Origin of the sequence: Pseudosulfitobacter pseudonitzschiae, assembly GCF_900129395.1 — a bacterium.
GTDB lineage: Bacteria > Pseudomonadota > Alphaproteobacteria > Rhodobacterales > Rhodobacteraceae > Pseudosulfitobacter > Pseudosulfitobacter pseudonitzschiae.
In genome coordinates, this window is record NZ_FQVP01000009.1 from 50,162 (window position 1) to 72,934 (window position 22,773).

The following is a 22,773-nucleotide window of genomic DNA, read 5'->3' on the forward strand; positions in this document are numbered from 1 at the left end:
GCACCATTGCGACCCTCTCAAACTGGGTCCGTTGCAGTACCCTTGGGATATCAGAGAGATCGACACCCCAAGCTGAGAAGCGCGCGATCATCCCGCGTTCCTGTGCTGGACGCCCGGTTCAGCTACAAAGGCAAAGATGTCGTGACGACCTTGGACCGCATCTCGGAAACGCGGGATGCGTTCAACGTCATCCGTCAAAGCGTTGAAACCAATGCGGCGATTCTTGATCAGAGCCGGGTGCCCGCTTGGTGATCGCGCAGCAGGTTTCGAGCTATGATCAACTGCTGGATCTGGGTCGTGCCCTCATAAATGCGCAGCAGGCGAACATCCCTGTAGATGCGCTCTACGGGATATTCGGCCATATACCCTGCACCTCCGAGAATCTGAACCGCCCGATCGGCGATGCGGCCGACGCTTTCAGTCGCAAGCATCTTTGCGGCGGCTGCCTCCGTCGACACGACCAAACCCATGTCGAAACGCCGCGCAGCTTCGCGCGTGACGCATTCTGAGGCGTAGAGTTCAGCCCGGCTGTCGGCAGCAACCGGGCGATCGTGACGGATCTCGGCCGCTATCTGCGTTCCAAACCGCTGGCACCACGCCCGGATGCTTTCATATGAGACGATCACGCCCCGCTCGGACAACAGATCCTCGACATCTCGCAGGCTCAGAGCAAACCGATGGTACGCCCAGACGGCATAGGAGATGACGGACCGAGGGAAACGGAAGCCCTTCAGGCGAGGCTGTGAAACTTGGCTGATCATAAGTGAGGGCTATTCGTGCAGCCGGGGCGCGTCAACAACATGACAAAGCCCATCCGAGGTATAGTCTCAGGGCGCTGATGAACGGGGTCGTGGGCAAATGTCATGCTGGAACCCTATCGCATGACGGCGCTTTCTTCCAGAAATTAGGGCATAAAACGCCTCGCCTTGCCGATCTCATAAAGGTCCGATAAGTTTGCATTATCGGTCATTTTGAAAGTGTGTTGAAAAACACTTCACTATCGTTTGAGCACCATGGGCGATTTCGACAGAAACCACATGTTTCTTCCACAAAATTTCCAACAAATTGATGACGGCTTTTACCCACACTCCGGCTCTCCTTCCACCGGCGTCAATCTTATTCTTCTCTTAATCTAGCCGTATGGACCAGTTGAGAGAACACCACGCCATCGGCGCTGCAGGCCGCAACGGTGTAGTTTCTGCCTCCTGAAAGACATCATCCAAAAAGAGTTTTTGGCTAAAGATATCCTGCAGAGCCACGCGCGTCAGGACCCTCCAACGACAAGATGTGCGCTGAAGGTGCGCAGCGCATCCCTCGCGTGAACTGCCGTTGGAGGTTAAGTATTCCTGCAACGAAATCCGCCACCGATGGGATTTAGTTCTCCACTACCCTGCTGGTCAGACAGGCGTCTCATTCTTAGAAAAATGGGCGCATCAAACCCTTCGGCCTCCGAAAGGAAAACCGCGAATGGCGATACCAAGCAGGGCAATGATCATCCGAGACAATGTAGAGAACTCAGCAAACCAACGACTCCGCCAATTGCCAATTTTTCCTCAGAGTGACATCGCGTTGAATTAAGACATACGCATCAAAGCAATCAACACAGGTTGGGACCGCCTCGTCCAGAAATCGGGTCAGAGCGTCGTCAGAGTATCAGGCACAATTTCATCTACCTGTTGCGGGTGCGTGGCAGCGACCCCCCTGCCCTGTCAGATTAACGATCCGTTCATGCTGTTCCGGACCGTATTGCGCCGACACTGGCGCCATCCAAGAGTAACGTCATTTGCCATTGCACGACAGTACGGCGGACAGTCGAACCAAACTCACCTGCCCCCAAGCTTTTGAGGCAAGCGCTTTGCCTCCAACGAATTGGCTTTATCAGAAGAGCCAGCCGAAGTCCCTTCTCTGGGCTTCCCAGCCCACACTCCTGGCCACCAGATGACGGTCGCAGCGAGAGAGATAGCAGACAGGAAGAGATTGGGTCAGCGGCCAATCCGGCAGCCGCTCCCCCCTGTGTGACGCCCATGCTGGACGTCGATCGCTGAGCCTTTGCGGTAATTTGCATCGATCATCAGGATCTTCTGTTCGCGGTGTCCGGTAGTCTGCCCGACGATGATCCGGACGAATAGGCACTTGTCACTGCAACGCCGTGAACGGTTGGGTAGCGTTTTGGATGGGCGTAGCCCTTTTGAGCATTTTCCACCTTAATCTGTTGCAACTTATTAAGGCTATTCCGTTCGGTACACGCTGGTGATTGATGTGCGATTTGCCTTGGGGCTTTGTAAAGAACCGCTCAAGCCGTGCCACCAGCGCATCCGAAATTCACAAAAAATCGAACTTGTTCTCCGCGCGATCCTCAAACCGTGAACCACCCAGAGGAGTTGAAATCAATCGGTGCTGACTGTCGCGCGTTCTTTATGGACAGCGATATTTCCGCTTCAGTTCGCTCGTGTGCTACTTGTCCACCGCGGTGGACATCCGCTGATCCGAGAAAATCGGAGGACGAACATGCTCTCCTAGGCCCATCTCGGTATTACCGTTTTCGAACGGCTGAACATGTCCCGCAACGATAGGCACAATTTGCTGGTAGATGTCCACCGCGGTGGACATCAGCCGATTCGCTTGTTGGTATCAGACATTCGCATGACCAAAGCTAGAGGATCAAATTGCTCGCGTCTTTTACCCAAGGTGATACTGTGAAAATACGCTCCAAAATCCCTGATGCGCTTTCCAAGCTGTAGCATGATGAAGATTGCGCATGCCGCTTTCTGAGCTCCTACGGAATTTTTTGCTTTCTCGTAAGTCTCTGGGTGTATCCCCATCATGGGTGCGAGTGTTCGAGCATGATTTTCGATGTCCAACCAGTCTCTAAGTCGCTTTGTAGAGAACGATGTTGCCTGATCGCAAAATGAAATCAGCAGATCTGGTTTCAAATTTTCAGTACTCGGGTTGCTATCTAAATCTTTTCTTTCTTCTTCAGACTTAGATTGGTGCCGGACAGTTTGCCCGTCATTGGCGGGCAATTCTATAGTTTCTGCCGTATCATGCAGGGTAGACAAGCTTTGGCATACGGCATTTGTATCGGCAAGTAGCGCGTGGTATTCGGGGAGGCTCAGTTTCCTGCGTAGAACTCTACGTGCGTGGTCGATGAATGCGTTGCAGGGTTCGTGCTCTTCCAGATGGGCAAGCTTTGTGAGGATCTGTTTGCGGACAAATATCCGATCCCTCCGATTGTTTTCCATCTCTTGCGCGATGGTGATGAGCTCGCTGGCACGTTGGAGCAGGGGGGCGAGAGACAATCCATAGCTGATGCACGCCCCGCCGGAAGAGCGCACGCGGTAGCGCTTTCGGTTCGAACTGTCATTGCGTTTGATGAACCCGAGTTCAACGAAGCGGTTGATGTGCCTGCGGAGTGTTCGCTCGTCGATTCCGCCGACGCGCTTGCAGATGGAATCGTTCGATGCAAATACCGTTTCACCATGGCCTGGCTTTAGAAAACTAAGCATGGCCTGAAGTGTCTGTATGTGTCCAGGACGCAGGCCAAACACGCTTCGCGCATCTCTCAGCGCCCTGAATATGGTCCAGACGTCGGTTTCAGATGTGGGAACGGGGCCGCGGGTTGTATCTGCACCCGCAGCATCGATCGACAGTTTTGTGAATGCCATAATTTGTTCACGATGACCATTCGGCCCACCACTTTCCCGTCTCTTTCCCGGATTTCTCAAGGAAAAAGGCAATAAATATCGGTCCACCGAATCGGTGACTCTTGACCGTTGTGCTGAAGATTGCTACATCAGAGGTGCTAATCAGATGATGAGGGCTCTCCAGGGGAAACTTTGGGGGGCTCTTTTCTTTTGGGTCTTCGCTTTTCTCCTCTGCTCGTGTTGCTCTGTATGGCTTGGGTTAGGACCCAGTGCCTCTCTCATTCCGCCATTGGTCAAAGAGCTGTAAAAGCGTGGCTTCCACGCGCTCTTCAAGCCACTGGCTGAATTCTGGATTGTCTTTTTTAGTGACCTTGATCGCGATTGCTTTGTCGGCGACTGTCAGCGTGGCCAATGAGTTGCCGTCCTTGTCCTTGATGATCGTAGTCAGGTCACGTGTGGTCGGCTTCTTGTCGCCACGCGCTTTTTTTCTCGAGCTAGCCGAATAGACCGCTTGGAACTTGTCGGAACTCGGAGTGTCGTCGGGCAGGGCGGCAAGCGTTTCCTTGGCGATGTCCACCAAATCTACCTTTGCCGATAAGGCAGCCAGATCACCCCATTGCCGTCGTCCGATCCCATGTGCCGGCCCAATGAGTTGAACAAGACCGTCTGGCAGTTGTTCTATGACGACCCTGTGGTTGGATACACCTTGCCGGGTCAGACCCAGAGCATCCTGAATGACCCCAGGTTTGTAGCCTGCCTCCTGCATCTCTTTGATAAACAAAGACTTTTCAATGAAAGACGGATCAAGCCTAAGGTTGTTCTCCTGGCCTTGCGCAATTAGTGACGCGTCATCATCCAAGGTCCGGACGATTGCCTTGACAGTTCCACCGGTCTTACGGATCGCGGCAAGCCTGCGGCGGCCGTAGACGATGCGGTATCTGTCCGGCTGGGCTGATGGACGGACCATGATGGGCACTTGCTGGCCATGCTTCCGAATGCTCTCGGCCAACTCATCAATGCTGGAATCTTCCAGCACCAACCGATCGCGCAGCCCATCCATATCAATCTGGTCGGGGTCGATATCGCGGATCGAGTTTGCTGTAATCTCGCGCAAAGAGTCGCGCAAGCCGCCAACAGATCCTGGCAGCTTTGCCGCTTTTGGCGGGGCAGGGGAGGGGGCAGCGCGCTCCGTTTCATCCTTTGGAGGCTGGTTGAAGATGTTTCGTGCCATCAGCGACGCCCCCATGCCATTTGAATGGTCTGCTCCAGCTCATCGCCAACGCCGTTCACGCTTGTCAGGGCGCGATCAATCGTCTTTTTGATGAACTGGCTTGGATCGACCTCATAGACGGTCTGCTGGGTCATTCCCGCGTCGGAGATCGCTGTAGACTTCAGCATCGGCTCTGTCATGACCTGACCCGCCAAAATCGATCTCAGGTAGCCTGCCATTTGGGTCTGTGGCCCGTCAGATGGCTCGTATCTGGTGATCAGGAACTTGACAAAATCCCAGGTAACGCGCCGACCGATGGCCTCTTCTACCGCCTTGACCGTTTCTGAAGCGAGCTTCAGGAACTGGCTCATGGATGCGATGTCAAGCATGCCGGGCACCACGGTTACCAAAAGTCCTGTCGAGGCTGCCAGCGCGGTCAGGGTTAAAAACCCAAGTTGTGGAGGGCAGTCGATCAGGACGATGTCATAGTCTGCTTCAACCTCTTCAAGCGCCAAAGCGAGACGCTCCGCAAAGATGGGCTGTACGCGACGGGCGAGTGCGTTCGCGGTCTCTGTTTCGTACTCAGAGAGCATCAAACCGGCGGGCACCATGTCGAGTTTATGGAAGTAGGTCTTTTGGATAACGTGCGAGAGCGGAAGCTGATCCTCATATCTCAGAGCATCATAGATTGTGCCGCCATCGGCGAACTCAAGCTCGGGCCGAAAGCCGAAAAACGTGGTCAAGCTTGCTTGCGGATCAAGGTCCAGCACCAGCACACGGTACCCGCGCAAGGCATACCTTTGCGCAAGATGGATCGTTGCGGTCGTCTTTGACGAACCGCCTTTGAAGTTCACGACGGATATCACCTGAAGACGGTCACCATCGCGGCGACCCGGGCGATAGGCTTCTGCATTCTTGCCCGTGCGCCCCAAGATATCGCGCAATTTGTCGACATCTTCGGCCGTGTAGAACCGGTGTCCGCGGTTATCTGTGTGCACCTCAGGGAAGCTGCCGTCTTTGTGCCGATTGCGAAGGTTCGAAGGGCTTACGCGCAGCAAGCCGGCAACCTCGGTAGAGCTGAAGCGCCGCAGGGACTTCCGCACTTCGGGTTCGAATGCGATCTTCATCTGACGGTCCAAGGACTCGGCCAGATTGTCAGCAAACGCTCCAATATCAGCAGAGCCTATGCCTTGCGCATATCCAACGTTACGATCATCCATGTACTGCCGCTCACTCTTGGCCCCTGTTAGGCTCTTTATCATTCTGACGGTGTATAGCGTGTCTGACGCATTTTGCCGTCAGAATGGGAATGCCACGATCCAGTGAGTCCGGCAAGAAGAATCTAAATGTAGTGTGAAAGTTATCCGCAGCACCAAAATTTTCTGACGCATAACAATCCAGGCAAGTCATTGAAATAGATTAATTAAATGCCGATATTGCTGTATCGGGACGCTAATTCGTCGATCTGGTCCAATAGCCGCTAACCCAAAGTAACCAATGGCAGTTTCAGTCGCCTGCAGGGGCTTCTACCGGCGGTTTCTTCTACATCCGTCTTAGAACTACACCTGACCTTGGTTAGATTCGCAGGGCATAGCGCCACGTCGCTGCGCGCAGGCGAGAAACATTTTCACCAAAGGCAGCTGCCAACCAATGCTTTTGTGCGGGGTGAATTCAGGTCCGCGGAGGTTTCCGTTTCGATCCAGCCCGGAGAGACCCGCACCAAGCGCGCGCCATCGGGCGGTACTTGCTGTGACAGGAGCTTGCTGCAGGTCAAAAGCGCCGCCTTGGTCGTGGTCGGCTCGGGCAATGGTAAATGTCTTTGGATTGAGGTGACTTGGATCACCACGGCCGAGCCCTGCGCCTCGAAGAGCCGTAGGGTGTCGAAAGATCAGGATAGTCAGGGCAGAATGACAGGACCAAAACGCTTCCGGGCCGAAATCCGTCTGTGCTACTTCGGTCCGTGATTGAGTGCCTCGACCAGGCAGAGCAGAGCCATTGATTGGCCGTATCCGGTCGGCTGTATCGGGATGTCCCGATAAAACTGAAGATCATGGCCCATGCGCGTGCCATACGAAACCTGTTGCACGACGCCGTCCTTATCGATGTGCGTGAGGACGGCCTTTAGCGCCCTGAGACCGGCGGCACGCCAGCGTTCGTCTCCAAGACCCAGACGATGGGCCTTGAGCAACGCATAGCCGATGGCCGCCGTCGCGGAGATTTCCTCGTAAGAGGTTTCGTCATCGACAAGGGTGCGCCAGGCACCGCTGTCGCACTGGTAGCGCAGCAGCGTTTCGAGCTGCGATGTGACGATATGGGACAGAAAGCGTTTGGTCGCCTGGTCGAGATCGGCCAGATCGAAGAGATCGAGCACGCCAGCAGAAATCCAGCTGTTGCCACGGGCCCAGCGGGCGCGTGCAAAGTTGTGGTTCCCGTCGAATGTCCAGCCATGAAACCAAAGCCCGGTCTCGCGCTCGGCAAGATAATGGGTGTGCACCAGGAACTGAAAGGTCGCCTCATCCACTAGATCGCTGCGGCCGCTTGCCTGACCGTAGCTGGCAAGGAACAGCGCCAACATGAACAGCGTGTCGTCCCAAAGTTCGCCTTCGTTGATCTTGTCCGACACGTCGTGCTGAAAACCGCCGCTTACGGTGCGCGGGGCTTCTGTGAGCAGCCTTTGCGCCCAATCGCGCATCGCGGGCTCCCATTTGGGATCGCGGGTTTCCGACCAGAGGATCGACAGCGCCAGCATTGGCGCTGTCGTGTTTACGTTCATTTTCGGCAAGCCGCGGGAAAACTGAGTGTCATACCAGTCTTCCAGCAGCGCCCGCGCTTCGGCATCCCCGGTTTGCTTCCAGAGTTGCGCGATGCCATAGAGACCAACCCCCTGCGGCCATTCCCAACTGTCAAAGCTGACGTAGTCTCCCGCTGTGCCATCGAGATTCGGTTCGTTGAAACGACCCTCATCCCTGAGGTTACGCAGCCCGGAGACAATCAGGGCGATCTTTTCCCGGATTTCGTCTTGCAGGTTCACAGTGTCGGTCATCATGTCGCTACTCTATTCTTCGGGGGTTTTCGGCTTACTCGGTTGCGAGGATCTGGCTCAGAACGTCGCCGAAATCGGGATCATCGCGATACTCATCGAGCAGAGGCATGACTTTGTCGCGGAACGGCGCCTGGTCCGGCTCTATGAAGGTGACACCCATTTCTTCGGCTTGGGTGCGGGCGTCAGAAACGGCCTTGTCCCAAATGCCGCGAAATGCCTCGGTGGCGTTCACGGCCGCCTGCTTTACGATGGCCTGCTGTTCTGCGGTCAGCTTGTCCATCGCCGCGTTGGAGATCACAAGGAAGTCGGGGACGCGCAGGTGTTCGTCCTGGCTGTAGTACTTGGCCACTTCGCCGTGGCGGCCGATGGTCAGCGCCGTGACGTTGTTTTCGGCACCGTCAATGACGCCTTGCTGAAGCGAGGTGTAGATTTCGGCATAGGGCATGGGGGTCGGGGTGCCGCCCATCATCTCGACCATGCGAATCGAACTGTTGGAGTTCATGACCCGGATTTTCTGGCCTTCAAGGTCGGCGGGGGTCTCGATGGGTTTGTCGCTGGTGTAGAACGAACGCGCGCCGCTGTCGAAGAATGTCAGGCCGGTGAAGCCGCTGTCCTTGGTCGCAGCATAGACCTGATCGGCGACCGGCCCGGTCATCACGCGATAGAACTGGTCTTCGCTGGTGAAGATGTAGGGCAGGGTGAAGGCCTTGAAGACTGGATCAAAGTTCTCGAGGTTGCCTGCGCTGACGCGGGTCATGTCGACGGCGCCGTTCTGCAACTGTTCCAGCACTTCGCGTTCAGAGCCAAGAACGCCATTGAGGAAAACCCGAATGGTGACTTCACCGTCGGTTTTTTCTTCCACTTCATCCGCAAACTGTTGCAAGGCGGTGCTTGTGGGATGGTCCTCGGAGAGCGAATTCGCGAGGCGCAGGCGTGTGGTCGCATCCGCGCTGCCGGCAATCAGTGCCAGCGCTGCGGTGGCGGAAAGAGCAAGTGTTTTGAGTTTCATGTCGTCCTCCCTGGGAAAAGCGCCACCTCCTCCAGTGGGTGGCACGGTTGTCACTCGGCGCGATGCCGGAGACGTAGGCAGCATGCGGATCATGAAAACAAATTGCTAGATGTAAATAATTTTCATACTGGGACCCGCAGGATGCGCGCCCGTAAGCGCTATGCTTGCCACCTTTAACGGAATGGCTTTTTCCAATTCGCGCCTGTGGTCAAAGCGTCAAAGTCGCGAGATCGCGCTGGACTGACTGCGAAAGCATGTCGATGAAATGATGTATGTGCAATAATTTTTCATGTTGCACATGCAGGTTTCACATCCCAAGGTTACATCGGGACCACACCGCGGGAGGAAGCGCGAGGAGAGCTGTGTCCTGACATGAGGTGCGCCGGAGAGGAGGCAAACCATGCTTTTATTCAAAAGGGGCTTGGAGCGGACGCTTCTTGTTCTGATCTGCACCCTGCTGGTCATTATGGTCTGCTTGATGCTGTGGCAGGTGTTCACGCGGTACGTGCTGGCAACACCGGCTTTGTTCACCGAAGAAACCCTGCGTTTCACGATGATCTGGATGGCGCTGCTTGGCACGGCCTACTGCTTTGGTACGCGAAAGCATCTGTCTCTCGAGCTTCTGGTGCATGTTAGCCCGCCTGGGGTGCAAAAGGCGCTTGGGATCTTCAACGGGCTGGTGACCATCGCATTTGCAGGGTTCGTCATGCTGATGGGCGGCTGGCAGGCCAGTCAATCGGCGATGACACAGCTTTCTCCGATCATGCAACTGTCGATGGGCCTGATCTATCTCGCTGTTCCGGTCTCTGCGGGGCTGATCATTGCATTGCAGGCGATCAACACTTTTCTGATCGCGACCGGTCGAGCAAGCCCGGTCGACCTGCCCGAGGAGACATTCTGAGATGGATTTTCTGATCGACTATATGCTCGACCCGGCGGGGGCGGCTGTCGTGCTTTTCGCGCTGTTCTTCGGGTTGCTGACACTTGGCACGCCGATCTCAATCGCGATTGGCGTGTCCTCCCTGCTGGTCGGAATGGTCTATCTGCCATCGGACGTGATCTTTTTCATCGGGGCACAAAAGATGTTCTCCGGGATCGACAGTTTCACATTGCTGGCCATCCCGTTCTTCGTTCTGGCCGGGAACATCATGAACAAGGGCGGCATCGCCATTCGCCTGATTAATCTCGCCAAGCTGCTTGGGGGGCGTATGCCGGGGGCGCTTGCGCACACCAATGTCATCGCCAACATGTTGTTCGGTTCAATTTCCGGGTCGTCCATCGCCGCGGCTGCGGCGGTTGGTGGCGTGATGGGTCCGCTTCAGGCCAAGGAGGGCTATGATCGTCGCTTTTCCGCAGCGGTGAACATTGCCTCGGCCCCCACCGGCATCCTGATCCCGCCGTCCGGTCCGCTGATCCTGTTTTCGCTGGTTTCCGGCGGAACGTCGATTTCGGCGCTGTTCATGGGGGGCTATATTCCCGGCCTGCTGATGGGGCTTTCAGTGATGATCGTGATTACGATCATCGCCTGGCGACGGGGCTATCGCAGCGAGGGTCGCGCGGGCATCGGAGAGGTGCTGCACACCTTCTGGGCTGCGCTGCCATCGCTGTTGATGGTTGTCGTGGTCATTGGCGGCATCGCCATTGGCGCATTTACCGCGACAGAAGGCGCGGCGGTTGCAGTGCTTTATTCCTTCCTGTTGTCGCTGCTCTACCGGATGGCCAATTGGCGCGAGTACCTTGAGGCACTGAAGTCCTCTGCCGTGACCAGCTGCTCGATCCTGTTCCTGATCGCGGCGTCCGGCATCATGTCCTATGTCATGACGATTGCGGGCATCCCGGACATTATCGCCGATGGCATCCTGTCCTTCGACAACCCGATCGTCATCCTGCTGATCATGAACATCAGCTTGCTTATCATCGGCTTTTTCATGGACCTGACGCCTGCCGTCCTGATCTTTACGCCGATCTTCCTGCCCATCGCCCAGGAAATCGGGGTACATCCCGTCCACCTGGGGATCATGATGATCTTCAATCTTGGCGTCGGCTCCATGACGCCTCCGGTCGGAAGCGTGCTGTTCGTGGGCTGTGCCGTCGCAGGCCTGCGCATCGATCAGGTGATCCGTCCGATCCTGCCCTTCTTTCTCGCCACGAGCTTTGCGCTGGCGCTGGTGACCTATGTGCCGTGGTTCACCCTGGCGCTCCCGCGCTTCCTTGGCCTCATGCAACCATGATGGGAGACCTTTGATGTCTGCATTTTCTCTTACTGACCGTCACGCCCTTGTCACCGGTGCGAATACCGGGATCGGCCAGGCGATTGCCATCGCCCTTGCCCGCGCGGGCGCTGCCATAACCTGCGTCGGACGGCGCAGCTGTGCCGAAACGGTCGACACGATAACCGCCGCCGGAGGGCAGGCGAAGGAGGTCCTTGTCGACTTCAGCGATCCCATGGCGGGCGTCGATCTGTTCAAGGGTGCCGAGATCGACATTCTCGTCAACAACGCCGGGATCATCCGGCGGGCGGATGCCGTTGATTTCACCGAGGCCGATTGGGATGACGTCATGAACGTCAACGCAAAGGCGGTGTTTTTCACATCCCAAGCCTTTGCCCGCGAGGTGTTTGCCCGTGGTGGCAGGGGCAAGATCGTGAATATCGCCTCGCTGCTGTCATTTCAGGGCGGCATTCGGGTGCCGTCCTATACGACCTCCAAGCATGGGGTTGCGGGGATGACCAAACTGTTGGCGAACGAATGGACCAAGAGCGGCATCAACGTGAACGCCATCGCACCCGGATATATTGCCACCAACAATACCGAGGCGCTGCGTGACGACCCGGAACGCTCCAGCGAGATACTGGGCCGTATCCCCGCCGGACGTTGGGGACGCCCGGAAGACATTGCCGAAACGGCGGTATTCTTCGCCGCGCCCGCAAGCGATTACGTGTCCGGCGCGGTGCTGAACGTCGATGGCGGGTGGCTGGCGCGCTGAGGTTTCAGCGCCCGGCGGCCGGTCCCGCGCTCGCGCGGTGCAGCAATTCACAGGCCAGCTCGATCCTTCGAGAGGGCATGGGCACGCCCGCCGCGCGCAGCTTTACGGTTTCCACCAGAAGATCGAGCGAAAGGCTTCCGACAGCCTGCATGGGGATGCGCACCGACGTCAGGGCGGGCGACATGTATTGCCCTTGCGGCAAGCCATCGATCCCGACCACGGAGATATCGTCAGGGACTCGCAGGCCACGCGATTGCAGTGCCTGAATTGCCCCCGCCGCGAGAATGTCCGCCGCTGCAACAATCGCTGTGAACTGCTGGCCCTCATCCAGGGCTTGATTGATCCGGGCTGCCGCGGCTTCGGCGGTCCAGTCTTCGACGTCGAGTTCCAGAACCCCCTCTGCCATAGGTCCGAGCGCATCGCGCCAGCCCTCAAGGCGGCGCGTGATGGTGCGCCTGCCGGGGCGGCTGAGAAAGGCGATGCGCTCGTGTCCGAGGCGCATCAGGTGACGGCTCGCTAGCGTCGCGGCAGAGCGATTGCAGGGTGTCACGGAACTCAGGCACATTTCCGGATCGTCGCCATTAACCAGAACAGCGGGGATGTTGAGCCCGCGTACGAAGTCCAGAACATGATCGTCCACCGAAACCAGCAACAACCCGATGACCTCTTCCGACGCGGCGGCGACGCGCAGTTGCTCCATCGCCTTGTCCCCCTGGCAGATGTGGGTTTCCAGGTCGATGTCCCGCGCGTCGGCCCGCTCTTGCAGGCCTTCCAGCACGTACATTGTGAACTGGCTGCGCTTGAAGTCGATCATCGCCTCTTGCGAGGACACCAGCAACGCCTTCTTTCCCGGGGCCATGCCCGGCAATGCATAGTTCATCTCGATGGCGGCGGAGCGGATCTTTGCCGCAAGGGATTCCCGAACGTAGCCATTGCCGCTCAGGGCGCGTGAAACGGTCGCTGTGGAGACTCCAAGCTTTTGTGCAATGTCGCTGATCCGGGGGCGGCTGGAACCGGCCATAATGGGCGCCTCGCTGTTGGGAGGGTGTGGAATGCATGATCCACTGTGAAATAGATTTACATATTGCACAAATGTTTTCCTAATGGAAGGTTCGGTGACGAAGCGCGGGAGGGCGCGCTTACGGGAGGATGACGCGTCGTATCCGGCCTTGGGCCGCCTTCGTCGCGGCGTGTCGCTGTCCCACCCAAACGCAACGACGCGGGCCGAGGTCCGCGCGCCTGAACGTCGGAAGGAGGCTTTCCATGGGAATGCTGCAAAAATACGGGGCTGGACCGGATCAGATCGATGCGATGAACACGGATCGGCTGCGCGAAAATTTCATGGTGGAGGGGATGTTTGCCCCGGGCAAGATCGGGTTCGCCTACACCCACTTCGACCGCATGATCGTGGGCGGTGCCGTGCCAACAGGCGCTCCGCTGTCGTTTGGCGGCGGTGAAGACGTCGGAACCGAAACATTCTTCGAGGCCCGCGAGATGGGCATCGCAAATCTTGGCGGGGTCGGCTGGATCGAAGTCGACGGCACCCGCTACGACCTTGGCAATCGCGATGTCCTCTATATCGGTCGCGGCAGCAAGACCGTGACCATGCAAAGCGACGACGCCGAAAATCCGGCCTGGTTCTACATGAACTCGGTCCCCGCCGGGGCGGACATTCCCACGCGCCTGATCACCCGGTCCGAGGCCAAGGTGCTGAAAATGGGCGACGCTGAAAAAGGCAACGTCCGGTCGCTGGCGATGTACATCCATCCCGAGGTTTCCCCGTCCTGCCTGCTTTTGATGGGCATCACGGATCCGGCCAAGGGGTCGATGTGGAACACGATGCCGCCGCATCTTCATGAGCGTCGCATGGAAGCATATTGCTATTTCGACATGTCCCCCGAGGACCGCGTCATGCACTTCATGGGGCGCCCCGACAACACGCGCCATCTGGTGGTCGGCGCGGGTGATATCGTCATGTCACCGGCTTGGTCCATTCACATGGGCACCGGCACCGGGCCTTATGGCTTTGTCTGGGGCATGACCGGCGAAAACCAGGCCTATACGGACGTCGATCCGGTCAAGATTTCGGAGCTGCGCTGAACCATGCTGACGACGGGCGCCCCTATTCCTTATTGGCAGGTGACTCGGCTGGATGAAGCCGAATACAACGTTGCGGACATGCCCATGGAAGGGGAGATGGATTCCACCTTCTTCCTGACCAAGGACAAGAACTTCATCCCGCACACTTACCCCTGCCGCACGGCTTATATCGAAGAACGCCGCGGCAAGGAACTTGCCGAGCAGGATCTTCCGGACTGGGCAGAGGCGCGCAATGTGTTGCCCTTCGGGTCGCCCTTTGTCGATTTGTCAGGCTTCTGGTTCCGGGCCACAAAGGTCCGGGGCTGGGCGCGCACGGCGGTAAAGGCAGAGCACAGCGGAACCGCCCGGCTGCGCCTGGGGATTTGCGGTGCCGCGCGCGCCTATGTCAATGGACGTGCTGTTGCGTGGCTCTCGCCAGCCACCCGCAACGCGATGGACGATGTCGAATTCGACGCCGAATTGACAGAAGGCCACAACGAGATCGCGGTGCAGTTCGAAGACCTCGCGGAGCGGGATGCCGTGATCCGGATCGCGCTGACCTGGCTGGATGGTCCGTCCGCGGCGGCCAGTCACACGTTCCCTGCTTCGGATGACCTTGTGGCAGGCGTCGAGGCCGCCATCGAGGGCATGTCTCTCGACAGGAAATGCTATGATGGGCAGGATATCCATCTTCAACTGCCAGTGCCCTTCCCGGAAGATGTGAAAGGCAGCGTGCGGGTCGCAGGACACTTCATGTCGCACGACCATGACGATGTCGACGTCGAAATCCCGCGCGGCGCGACGCAGGTTCGGATCGCGTCTTCCTCGGCGTTTCCGGCGGACTACCGCTATTTCGATTTCTCGCTGTCCTGCGGGCGGTTTACAGCGCAGGCGCGTCTCGGGGCAGAGATCACTTGGCGCAGTGCCACCGGGCCTGCGCCCGAGCGACAGCAGGACAGGATCAGCGAGGCTTTGAACTGGATCGCGCGCCACGCCGAGACAGACACCGAGACGGCCCTGGCATGCGCTGCAGTCGGGGACGCCGACGCCTTGGCCCGCGCAGAGAAGATCATCACGACGGCCTTGCCGGGAATCGAAAACTGCTTTGATTGCGCTGATTTTGCGCTGGTTCCGTTGCTGTGGACGCGGATCGTTTACGCCGACCGACTTCCCGCCGCGCTGGTGGCTCGGATCGACGCGGCGACCCTCGACTTCCGTTTCTGGATGGACGAGCCTGGAAACGACGTTCAGTGGTATTTTTCTGAAAATCACGCGCTTCTGTTTCACACTTCTGCGTATCTCGCGGGCGACCTGCTGCCAGAGGCGCATTTCCGCAGGTCTGGTCGGTCTGGACGGGAACAAAGTCGTGTCGGCTACAAGCGGCTGGTGGAGTGGTTCGATCACTTTGAAAAAGCTGAAATGGCCGAGTTCAATTCGGCGACGTATTTCCCGATTGACCTGAAAGGCATGACCGCGCTGTTTGCGCTTGCGCCGGATGCAGAGATCCGCAAACGCGCGGGTGCCGCCATCGTCCAGCTGGTCACCATGGTCGCGCATTCCGCGCATCACGGCGTCATCACCGGGGCGCAGGGGCGCAGCTATGAGCATTCGCTCTGCGTTGCCGACACGCTCGAGTTGACAGGGCTGGCGCGACTTCTCTGGGGGCAGGGGCAGTACGGCGCCCACGTAAATTGCCTCGCGCAGGTGGCTCTGGCGTTGCGGGATCACGGGCTCGAATTTCCCGACCTCGCCGAGATCGCCAATTGGGAGCGCGAGGATACGGCGCAGGAGTGGACGTTCTGGCAGGGTGAAAACGCCTTCTGCAAACTTTACCACTACAAAACCTCGGAGACCGCGATGGGGAGCGCCGCGCTCTACCGCTGGCAGGACTGGGGCTATCAGGAAACCCTGATCCAGGCGCGGATCGGACGGGAAGCCTCTGCAAGTCTGTTCATCAACCATCCAGGTGAAATCGTTCAGTCCGGCTTTGGGCGACCGTCTTTCTGGGGCGGTTCGGCGAGTGTGCCCCGCGTGCAGCAATACCGGGATCTGGCAGTCGTGCGCTTTGATGGTGTCGCGCCCCAGCCGAATTTCACCCACGCGTGGTTTCCGACGCCTGTATTCGACGAATGGCGCGTTGACGGAAACAGAGCCTTGGCCCGAAGCGGGCGCGGTGCCATGGTCATTCAGGCATCCGGACCTTTGCAACTTATGTCGCAAGGCGGGTCCGCAGGTCATGAGCTTCGCCTTGCGGGGCGGCAGGGCATCTGGGTCGTCCGTTTGGGTCAAACGGATGACTTGGCCGGATTTTCGGACGACCACCTGCTTGAACTGGCTGAAACGACGGACGGCTGCCTGGTGGTTGAGGATGCGACCTATGGCACCGTGCAATTCCGCCGGGATGGAAAAGTGATTGCCGAGGGCCGCACGCTCGATCCGATGACGTGGACCCTTGAAGGCAACCGGAGTGAAATCCCGCTATGAGTTGAGGTCAGGTGTAAGCGGCGGCCCCCCCCCCCCCCCCCATAGATTTTACTGTTGCGTGGGACTGCCTGTGAATTGGGTCAGCGAGTTGATGCGGTCATCAGGCAAGCGGTAGCTGCCGCGCGTAAAGAGTGTTTGAATGAAAATGTCATGGGCTCTCCTCCTCAGAGCGGAACGTCGCATGTGCGACAACGATAGGGGCAGTGTCTTTGTATATTTTTGACCATGAAACTGAGTAGAAGTTGGTCAAAGGCTGCAAAAGTGAATGGCAAAACGGGCTCCGCGCCATGTCGCGGTGTCCGTTTGGGTCAGGTCAGCGCGCAGCGCACGCTCATCCAGCCGTCAACGATGATCTCCGTCCCTGTGACAAAGCACGCCTTTTCGGACGCTGGGAACAACACGGTCATCACCGCGCCCTTGGATTATGGAACCATTGTCTTCACCACCCGTTTGCCAAGAGGTAACAAAGAGAGGAAACCATCATGGCTCCGAAGATCACTGTATTGTTCTATTCGACGTATGGCACAAATCATGGCGTGGCGCAGGAAGCCGCCCGTGCTGCCGAGGCCGCTGGCGCTGAGGTGAGGCTGCGCCGCTGCAAGGAAACTGCACCAGCGGAGGTTATTAACGGTCAGGAAGCATGGCGGGACCAGCTGGAAAAAATGCAAGATATTCCCGAGGCTACGCCCGATGACATGGAGTGGGCGGATGGCTATTTCGTGTCTGTGCCAACCCGGTTTGGCGTGTCAGCCAGCCAGTTCCGCGCATTCGTAGATACGCTCGGTCCATTGTGGCAGTCGGGTGCTTTGGCAAACAAGGTCATTACCGCGACGACCTCAGCGCAAAACACGAATGGCGGACAAGAAGCAACCATCCAATCTGTTTACGTCACCGCAATGCACTGGGGTGCCATCATCGTTCCACCCGGATACGCCGACCCCATCAAGTTCGAAGACGGTGGCAACCCATATGGTTATTCCTGCACGCCTGGCGCGTTGGACGAGACCGGGAAGAAATCGGTGGCATTTCAAGCCAAACGCTTGGTGGAATATGCCGGTAAGCTTGTCAATTGATGCGGAGCCCCGCGCGAGGTTGTGACTGACTTGCGGCCTTTACGCTTGGTTCGTCCTGCCACGGGATTTTTCCTCTGCCTTCGGTCGCTTGATGGTGTCGCAAGAGAAGCGGATGAAGGTGCTTGGGGATGAAAACGCCAGGCTTGAGACGCTGCTGGCCGAGCAGATGCCGGACACGGCGGCGATGAAGGAGCTGGTTTCGATAAAGTGGTTATGCCTGCCGCGAAGCGCGAGACGGTCGCCCGTCCGAGGTCCCTGCTCGGGCACTCGGAACGATGGGCGTGCCGGATTGCCGGGGCAGTTTCAAAGATAGTCCCACTTTTTGTCCGCAGCCCCGGTTCTTCTGCACGGAAATTTACAGTCAGACGTAATATTTCCGGCGTGAACGAGTGGGGCGTAATGCGTTCGCATAGATGGAAATGTTGTTCTTGGGCAGAGATACAGGAACGGGATCAGTCACTAGAAAACAAGAGACATCTCAACTGAACACTCCTGTGCAATTGGTCGAATTGCTGAACCTGTTGGAGAAACCCAGAGGTTTCGTGGCGAGACCGATACGCGCAGGGCTGGGGCTTTGCCGCTGAAAACCGTAGCGGATTTGACCGCGTCCATTGCGACCGACGCTCGAATTATCAGACATAAAGAGGAAATATAAGGTGGGGCGCTCTGGCCGCAATTTTCTGGTGGTAAGCGCCGTTGCGGTATAGGCTCGGATTATGAAATCCGCTTGCGCCCCGCACCTCTCCGGCCTTGATACTATAGGCTATCTGCCGCTTTGGATCACCTCTGCGCGTGCAGAAACAATCGAAGAAGTAGCGTTTTTGTCAGGTGCCGCGCTCGGTCACCTGCATGATGTGTTAAGACGTAATGACGTCCCTCAAGCCTTGTTGCGGGAACGCCTCGCGCTGCACGCGGCAGAGATTTGTCTTTCTTTCTCCGGGCGTTCCGAACGGGCAAAAGAACTGCGTGATGCCATTCACCTGATGCGTCCGGGTGATTTGCCCGGCCCTGCGGGCGAGACCTATCTGGGTTGGCGGCGCGCGGTCGAGCGGCCGGTTTCGATCAGGGGATTGCACCGGGCTTTGCCGTCGGTCGAACCCGGGCAGATCGGAGCATGGCTTGATGCAGGGCAGGGAGGACCGGTGACCCGCGCGGCGATGGTGCTGGAGGCTGTTCTGCAAGAGACACCGCGCGCGGAGGTCACGGCGCTGATCCTCGCGGATGCCGCTTTGGCGCAGATGCTTGGGTGGGATTACGTGGTGCCGCTTTTGGCGTGCGGGCTGACGCGCGCCGATCTGGCAACGCGTGGAGAAGACCTGCGCAGGCGCTGTCACCGGGCGTTTGTCGCTGCGGTTGTCAAGACAACGCGAGAGGCTGCCGACCTGTCGCGTCGTGCCGCGCACATGAAAGCGGTCGCGCCAAAGCTGCGGGCGAAAGGGGCCGGGGATGCGGTCGAGATGTTCCTGACCCGTGACGCTGTCGCCCCTTCAGCCCTGCCATTGCCAGATCGCGCGGCGCGGCGGCTTTGCGACCGGCTGGTGGACCTTGGTGCGGTGCATGAGTTGACCGGGCGCGACACTTTCCGGCTGTACGGGGTGTAACGATGGCCGAGGATCGACCAGCGCCTGAGTTTGACCGCGAGTTGACCGAATTGCCGCCGGACCTGCGCTGGCGTGAATGGATGCGCAGGATCGAGGCGGTGCTTTTCGCCAGTTCCTCTCCTGTGCCGCGCGAGGATCTGGCGCGTGTGGTGGGGCAGGCGGTGTCGGTCGACCTGTTGATCGAGGACCTTTCCGTCGATCTGGAAGGTAGGGCATTTGAAATTACCCAGGTCGCGGGGGGATGGATGTTCCGAACACGGGTTGCCTTTGCGCCCGCGATCCGCGCGGCTGCGGATGTTGGGGGGCAATTGCTGGACCTGAGCGACTTTGACGTCGCGGTGCTGGCAGCCATTGCCTATCATCAGCCTATCAGCCGCGACGGGCTGAAAGATATTTTTGGCAAGGACATCAACCGCGATCTGATCGGTCGCTTGTATGCCCGAAATCTGATCGGCACCGGCCCCCGCGCACCGCGACGCGGGGCGCCTTATACATTCGTCACGACCGAGCAGTTTCTGGTCGCCTTCGGTCTGGACAGCCTGCGCGATCTTCCGGATCGCGAGCAACTGGAAGATGCGGGTATTGTGGTCGAGCCGCCGCAGGTCAGCGCCAGCTAAGGCGGTGTCCGCGATCGCGTTTGCACGCAACTGTCGCGGCAGGTCACGTCGGGCGTGATCTGCGAGCTGTGCCGTCGGGTCTGTGGACCTTGACAAACAGGCGCAGGCGCCACACATCTAGCTATGTAGCTAGACAGGAAGCAAAGTCATGTGGACCCTTCAAGATGCAAAGAACAAGTTCAGCGCGGTTGTTGACGCGGCTCTTGCCGGCACGCCGCAAGAGGTCACCCGACGGGGCAAGCCTGCGGTGGTGATACTGTCGGCTGAAGAATACCATCGGCTGGTCGAAAGTGCTGTTCAGAGACGGGAAAGCTTTGCCGATCACCTGATGGCATTTCCGGGGGAAGACATACCACGGGCCCAGGCCGCGCTGCGGGATGTGAACTTTTGATGTATATTCTCGACACCAACGTCATATCAGCAGTGCGTCGGCCTGACCGGGCGCCCAAGGTGGAGGCGTGGTTGCGCGGGAAGCCTGAGCAGGACCTGTTCCTCAGCGTTATCACCCTTGGCGAGATAGAGCGTGGCATCCGCCAGCAGGAAACACGGGACCCGGATTTTGCACATGATCTGCGTGTCTGGCTTGATCGTACGGTGACCTTGTTCTCGGACAGGCTGCTTTCCTTTGATGCTGAAGATGCGCGTATTTGGGGTCAGCTTTCCGTCAAGATCGGACATGCCGGCGCAGACCTGATGATCGCGGCGACAGGGCTTCGGCACGGGGCGGTGATCGTCACGGGCAATGTCAGAGATTTCGCGCTAACGGGTGTGTCGATCGAGAACCCCTTCGAACCTGTTTAGGGGCACCAGCACCGGAAACCCCAACCATTCACGGGGGAGCAAGACCGTTTCTTGATTGCAAGTTCAGGCCGGATCTTCCGCCGCTGCAGGCAGGTCAAGGCGGACAAGCGTGCCTTTGCCGATTTCGACCAGACGGACACGTCCATTGTGCCGGGACACGACCTGCTGGGCAAAGGCCAGCCCCAGGCCGGCCCCTTCACCGTTGCGCAATTGCGAGAACCGGCGAAAGGCGGTTTCTGCCTGATCGAGCGGAATGCCGAGACCGTCATCCTCGACCATGACGACAATCGTGTTTTCCGTGCGCTTGGTCTGCACCGTGATCTGCGTCATCCCGTCCCCGCCGTGGCGCAAGGCGTTCTCGACAAGGTTGGTCAACGCCTCGCCGATCAGCAGCGGATCGCCGTCCATCATCAGGGGGCCGTCAAAGCGGTCCAGGGTGAAATCCAAATCGCGGGTCAGGACGGTGGGGACCATCGCCTCGCAGACTTCCTTGACGACCTGGTTCAGATCGAAGCGCGTCACCGGACCGTTGTTGCCGTAGCGCAGCCTTTCGAGCTGCAGCAACTGGTCGGTCAAGCGCGCCGAAGCGCGGGCGGCGGCGATCAGTTCGTTTTGCCGGGCATTGCGTTCTGTTTCGTCCCGGACGTCGGGCAGGGTTTCGGCCAGAGCCAGCAGCGCGGCGGTCGGGTTGCGCAACTGGTGCGCGGCATCCGAGATAAATGCCTGGTGCGCCTCGATGCTGTCGCGCATCTGGCCGAGCAGGCGATTCAGGGTGGACACCACACCTGCAACCTCTTCGGGCACGGGGCGGCGAATGCGACCCAGGTCATCGGGTGATCGTTGGTGAATGGCCTCTTGCAGGTCGTTCAGCGGGCGCAGACCGATCTGGACCCCGAACCAGATCACCAGGGCCAGCGCGGCCATCAGCCCGGCCACGAGTGCAAAGGCCCGCAAGGCCAGTTCTTGGGCAAAGGCCTGTCGGTCGCTGACCCGCTGCCAGACGGTAACGATCGTATCGCCGGACAGGTTGTCGATGGTGCGGCTTTCGACCATGCGCAGGACCCGCATCTCTTCGCCCCGGTAATCGGCCACGTAATAGCTTGGCTCATCGCGGTCCGGGACTTCGGCGGCGCGTGGCGGATAGGCATAGCCGGTCACGTAGTATCCGCCGGGTCCGGTGACGTGGTAGAAAATCTCGCCTCCGCCCGCGTCCGAGATGAAATTGCGGGTGCTGGGCGACAGTGCATCCCCGTCGGAAATCGTGATGTCCCGTGATATCGCCAAAGCAGCGGCCAGCAGGCTGCGGTCAAACAGTTCTTCTGATGTTTGCTGTGCGACTTCGTAGCGCCAGAGGCCAAGCAGGACCGAAACGACAAGCAGCGGTGGCAGAATGACAAGGAACAACCGCAGTCGAAGCGAGATGGCCTTTCGTGCGACCTTTCTGCGCCGGTTATACGGCATCGATTTCCAACATGTAGCCAAGCCCCCGTGCCGTCTTGATCCGTATTCCGAAGGGTTCGAGCCGCTTGCGCAGGCGCGACACATGCGGCTCAATGGCGCTGTCGTCGGCGTCCGACCCGATGCCATAGACATGGTTAATCAGCTGCGACTTAGACACAAGTCGCCCGCGCCGTTCCAGCAGGCATTCCAGCGTGGCGATTTCCTTGCGCGGAATATCGAGCGGCTGTTCGTCCAGCAGGATCTGGCGTCCGGTCCTGTCGAAGACCAGCGGGCCCAGATTGTCACGTTCCGTGAAGTCGAGGTTCTTGCGCCGCGCCATGGCGCGCAGCCGCGCCTCGAGTTCGTCCATTTCAAACGGCTTGGTCAGGTAATCGTCCGCACCGGCGTCCAGCCCCGCCACCCGTTCCGCCGTTTCCGACCGCGCGGTCAGCAGGATCACAGGCGTTCCGTCGCCACGGCGGCGCATGGCGCGCAGCACTTCGATCCCGTCGAGGCCGGGCAGGTTCAGGTCCAGAACGACGAGGTCCGCACCTTCTTGTGCGAGAAACGCGTCAGCTTCGGCCCCGTCGCGCAACAGATCGACAGAATGCCCCCGGTCCCGCAGGCGGAATGCAATTCCGTGCGCGAGGGCCTCGTTATCTTCGATCACTGCAATGCGCATGATTACTTCTTTGTCATATTGCGCAAGTTTCACGCAAGGTTGGAACGGCATGTTGCCATGGTTGGAGGAGGGAATCAGTCCCTTTGATAAGTAACATCTATCGCG

The 22,773-nt window shown here is 58.5% G+C and carries 18 protein-coding genes and 3 pseudogenes; 10 read left to right on the top strand and 11 right to left on the bottom strand.

From position 1 onward, the window contains the following. Positions 1-227 precede the first annotated feature (227 nt). The 8 genes and pseudogenes from BUC08_RS25295 to BUC08_RS20270 form a co-directional block, all read right to left on the bottom strand. Positions 228-530, bottom strand: a pseudogene (locus BUC08_RS25295) (acyl-CoA dehydrogenase family protein); the annotation flags it as partial. Continuing rightward, positions 531-761: pseudogene (locus BUC08_RS25300) on the bottom strand (IS6 family transposase); the annotation flags it as partial. 1,848 nt (positions 762-2,609) lie between these two features. Next, on the bottom strand, positions 2,610-3,665 hold the full coding sequence (repC, locus tag BUC08_RS20245; RefSeq protein WP_037930248.1) for a plasmid replication protein RepC: 1,056 nt from the start codon (positions 3,663-3,665) through the stop codon (positions 2,610-2,612). A 238-nt stretch (positions 3,666-3,903) separates the two neighbouring features. Continuing rightward, positions 3,904-4,875, bottom strand: a complete 972-nt coding sequence (repB, locus tag BUC08_RS20250; protein WP_224769560.1) for a plasmid partitioning protein RepB — start codon at positions 4,873-4,875, stop codon at positions 3,904-3,906. Then, positions 4,875-6,074, bottom strand: coding sequence for a plasmid partitioning protein RepA (gene repA, locus BUC08_RS20255; RefSeq protein ID WP_037930394.1), 1,200 nt, complete (start codon positions 6,072-6,074; stop codon positions 4,875-4,877). Before repA ends, repB begins: the two co-directional genes overlap by 1 nt. 407 nt (positions 6,075-6,481) lie before the next feature. Further along, positions 6,482-6,718, bottom strand: a pseudogene (locus BUC08_RS24420) (hypothetical protein); the annotation flags it as partial. Between the two features lie 84 nt (positions 6,719-6,802). Continuing rightward, complete coding sequence (gene bglB, locus BUC08_RS20265; protein WP_051694634.1) at positions 6,803-7,900, bottom strand: beta-galactosidase BglB; 1,098 nt, start codon at positions 7,898-7,900, stop codon at positions 6,803-6,805. Positions 7,901-7,931: 31 nt separating this feature from the next. Further along, positions 7,932-8,999 (bottom strand): TRAP transporter substrate-binding protein, encoded by a 1,068-nt coding sequence (locus BUC08_RS20270; RefSeq protein ID WP_234973781.1) that lies wholly within the window; start codon positions 8,997-8,999, stop codon positions 7,932-7,934. A 307-nt stretch (positions 9,000-9,306) separates the two neighbouring features. Between BUC08_RS20270 and BUC08_RS20275 the strand changes: the two genes are divergently transcribed. Genes BUC08_RS20275 through kduD form a run of 3 tightly spaced genes read left to right on the top strand, consistent with a single transcriptional unit; the run spans position 9,307 to position 11,891 of the window. Continuing rightward, positions 9,307-9,807, top strand: a complete 501-nt coding sequence (locus BUC08_RS20275; RefSeq protein ID WP_037930236.1) for a TRAP transporter small permease — start codon at positions 9,307-9,309, stop codon at positions 9,805-9,807. Between the two features lies 1 nt (position 9,808). Next, positions 9,809-11,137 carry a TRAP transporter large permease gene (locus BUC08_RS20280; RefSeq protein ID WP_224769559.1) on the top strand — a complete coding sequence of 443 codons (1,329 nt, stop codon included), beginning with the start codon at positions 9,809-9,811 and terminating at the stop codon, positions 11,135-11,137. Between the two features lie 13 nt (positions 11,138-11,150). After that, positions 11,151-11,891 (top strand): 2-dehydro-3-deoxy-D-gluconate 5-dehydrogenase KduD, encoded by a 741-nt coding sequence (kduD, locus tag BUC08_RS20285; RefSeq protein WP_200796220.1) that lies wholly within the window; start codon positions 11,151-11,153, stop codon positions 11,889-11,891. 4 nt (positions 11,892-11,895) lie between these two features. Here kduD and BUC08_RS20290 read toward each other — a convergent pair whose 3' ends face one another. Further along, positions 11,896-12,912, bottom strand: a complete 1,017-nt coding sequence (locus BUC08_RS20290) for a LacI family DNA-binding transcriptional regulator (RefSeq protein ID WP_037930229.1) — start codon at positions 12,910-12,912, stop codon at positions 11,896-11,898. Positions 12,913-13,154: 242 nt separating this feature from the next. On the opposite strand from BUC08_RS20290, the gene kduI reads away from it, so the two are divergent. From kduI to BUC08_RS20330, 7 genes are all read left to right on the top strand, one after another. Next, entirely contained in the window at positions 13,155-13,991 is an 837-nt protein-coding gene (gene kduI, locus BUC08_RS20295; protein WP_051694633.1) for a 5-dehydro-4-deoxy-D-glucuronate isomerase, read from the top strand. A 3-nt stretch (positions 13,992-13,994) separates the two neighbouring features. Then, entirely contained in the window at positions 13,995-16,454 is a 2,460-nt protein-coding gene (locus tag BUC08_RS20300) for a hypothetical protein (RefSeq protein WP_051694632.1), read from the top strand. Positions 16,455-16,936: 482 nt separating this feature from the next. Then, positions 16,937-17,527: an NAD(P)H-dependent oxidoreductase gene (locus BUC08_RS20305; protein WP_037930722.1), complete on the top strand. Its 591-nt coding sequence runs from the start codon at positions 16,937-16,939 to the stop codon at positions 17,525-17,527. A gap of 716 nt (positions 17,528-18,243) precedes the next feature. Beyond that, on the top strand, positions 18,244-19,128 hold the full coding sequence (locus tag BUC08_RS20315; RefSeq protein ID WP_037930718.1) for a DUF1403 family protein: 885 nt from the start codon (positions 18,244-18,246) through the stop codon (positions 19,126-19,128). 2 nt (positions 19,129-19,130) lie between these two features. Next, entirely contained in the window at positions 19,131-19,745 is a 615-nt protein-coding gene (gene scpB / locus BUC08_RS20320) for an SMC-Scp complex subunit ScpB (protein ID WP_037930714.1), read from the top strand. Positions 19,746-19,893: 148 nt separating this feature from the next. Continuing rightward, positions 19,894-20,136 (top strand): type II toxin-antitoxin system Phd/YefM family antitoxin, encoded by a 243-nt coding sequence (locus tag BUC08_RS20325; RefSeq protein WP_037930707.1) that lies wholly within the window; start codon positions 19,894-19,896, stop codon positions 20,134-20,136. After that, a complete protein-coding gene (locus BUC08_RS20330) occupies positions 20,136-20,546 on the top strand; it encodes a type II toxin-antitoxin system VapC family toxin (RefSeq protein WP_037930703.1) in 411 nt (136 codons plus the stop codon). Before BUC08_RS20325 ends, BUC08_RS20330 begins: the two co-directional genes overlap by 1 nt. 63 nt (positions 20,547-20,609) lie before the next feature. On the opposite strand, the gene BUC08_RS20335 is transcribed toward BUC08_RS20330, so the two are convergent. Both BUC08_RS20335 and BUC08_RS20340 read right to left on the bottom strand, forming a co-directional pair. Next, a complete protein-coding gene (locus BUC08_RS20335) occupies positions 20,610-21,950 on the bottom strand; it encodes a sensor histidine kinase (RefSeq protein WP_234973782.1) in 1,341 nt (446 codons plus the stop codon). 46 nt (positions 21,951-21,996) lie between these two features. After that, positions 21,997-22,668 (bottom strand): response regulator transcription factor, encoded by a 672-nt coding sequence (locus BUC08_RS20340; protein ID WP_037930753.1) that lies wholly within the window; start codon positions 22,666-22,668, stop codon positions 21,997-21,999. Positions 22,669-22,773 lie beyond the last annotated feature (105 nt).